Annotated in this window: 1 protein-coding gene; it reads right to left on the reverse strand. The window is 61.2% G+C overall.

Translation table 11 applies throughout. The features are described 5' to 3' along the window. Positions 1–91: 91 nt before the first annotated feature. A partial coding sequence (gene gspD, locus EJA70_RS18995; RefSeq protein ID WP_158832721.1) for a type II secretion system secretin GspD occupies positions 92–2349 on the reverse strand: 2258 nt, incomplete at its 5' end.

Genomic DNA, 2349 nt, shown 5'->3' on the forward strand with positions numbered 1-2349 from the left:
AAAATGTGGTTGCAGGTTTTGGGGCTGCTTCGCAACCCATCGGGGATGAATCCCCTCACCACAGGAGTGGGTTTCAGATTGAGGGCAGGTTTCAAAAGCGCGTGCTCCCTTCAATTGGCACGGCTTTGATCGTGGCGCGTGGACCTGAGGTAGGCGCCACCGCCGGCACGCCCTGTGCCGCCGTCGGCAACTGTGGCGCCTGCATGTCCGGCATTGCCCAGCTGCGTTCCGGCTGCAAACCACCCTGCGCGCGGCGCATAAAGTCGTAGCGGTTCAGCGTGATGCTGCGCCCCGCTTCGCTGTCGCGGATGATGTACGGGCGCAGGAACACCATCAGGTTGGTCTTGGTGATCGCCCGGCGCTCGTTGCGAAATAACGCACCAATCCCCGGCAAGCTGCCCAGCCATGGCACCGCGTCATTGCTCTGGCTGTAACCGTCCTGCAGCAAGCCGCCGAGGACCATGATCTGCCCGTCATCGAGCAGAATGCTGGTATCAATCGCGCGTTTGTTGGTCACGATCCCCGCCGACGCCGCACTGTTCGAGGCGCGCTCGTCGATGCTGCTGACCTCCTGATAGATATCGAGCTTCACCGTACCGCCCTCGGAAATCTGCGGGCGCACGTTGAGCTTCAAGCCGACCTCTTCACGGGTCACCGTCTGGAACGGGTTGTTGCTGGTGCCCCCGCCGCCAGTCACGTAACTGCCGCTGACAAACGGGATGGTCTGGCCGACAAAAATACTCGCCGCTTCGTTGTCCAGCGTCAGCAGGTTCGGCGTCGACAGCACGTTGGTGCCGCCCTTGCTCTTCAACGCCCGGGCCAGCACTTTCAGGTCAAGGATCTTGCCGATGCCAGGGATATCGACGGTGCCGTTGACGTAACCCAGGTTCAACCCTTGCGGCAGTACGTCAATGCTGGTTTTGCCATTGACGTTGATCCCCGAACCACCCAAATTCGCGCCACCGATCACGCCATTGCCACCGAGATTACCGGTCTGCCACTGCACTCCAAACTCACTGGCATCGTCCTCGCCGACTTCGACGATCAGGCTTTCGATCACCACTTGCGCGCGGCGTTGGTCGAGCAGATCAATCACCTCACGCAAGTTGCGATACAACGGTTCAGGCGCAGAAATCAACAAGGTGTTGGTGGTGGCGTCAGCCTGAATGGTCACGCCGCCGGCACTGAACGCCACGTTCTGTTCGCTGTTCTGCGACCCGCCGCTACCGGTTCCACTGCCACCGCTGCCCTGCGCGTAACTGCCGCCCGTGCTGCCGCTGCTGTTAGTCGATGTCGTGCCACTGCTTTGCGTACCACTCTGGCCATTCTGCCCAGCGCTGCCACCGGTGCTGCTACCCATCGCACTGAGCACCGATCGCGCACTGTCACTGGTGCCACTGTCACTCTCTCCGGTGAGCAAACCCCGCAACGCCTGCGCCAGTTTCGCCGCCTGCGCATTACGCAGATAAACCACATGCAGATTACTCGGATTGCTCTGCGCGTTATCCAGTTTGTAAATCAGATTACGCGCCAACTCGGTACGCTCCGGGCTGCCGGCGCGAATGATGATGGTGTTAGAGCGCGGATCACCAATCACCGCAATTTTCTGCGTCGGATCATTGCCCGGCGCATCCAGCAAATCCGCCACCATCGGCGCAATATCAGCAGCGATGCCGTTCTGGATCTGCACCACATCCGTGTCAATCGCACTCGGCGAATCAATGCTCGCGATCAACTGTGCAACGCGGGTCAGATTCTCGGCGTAATCGGTGATGACGATGGTGTTGTTGCCCGGATAGGCGTTGATCGGATTGTTCGGCGAAACGATCGGCCGCAGCACCGGAATCAGGTTCACCGCGTTTTCGTATTGCAGCCGAAACGTGCGCGTGAGCATGCCGTTGCCCGCCGGTTTGTCAGCGCTGTAAATCGGCCCACCCAGCAACTTCGCATCCGCCTCCGGCACCACCTGCGCCACACCGCCAACGTCAACCACACTAAAGCCCTGCATGCGCAGCGCCGCCAACAGCATGTCGTAAGCCTGCCGCGCCGGCACCTGACCTTCCGACACCAGCGTCAACGTGCCCTTCACCCGAGGGTCGACCAGAAACTGCTGCCCGGTCGACCGCGACAACGCCCGCACCACCGCTTGAATATCGGCGTCGACAAAATTCAGCGTCACCGGTTGATCGCCCAAAGGATTGCTCGGCAACGCAATGCCCGATGACGCCGCCGCCCCACTGCGCGCACTTTTGGATATGTTGTGCAATTGCTTCGGCGCCGGTCGCGCCTGCGCCTGCGCACGTTCGCGGTCAAGCACCGCGTCGCCGCTGCGCTGGGTGTTGGCCAGCG

This window comes from Pseudomonas sp. PB103, from assembly GCF_009764635.1.
Classification (GTDB): Bacteria; Pseudomonadota; Gammaproteobacteria; order Pseudomonadales; family Pseudomonadaceae; genus Aquipseudomonas.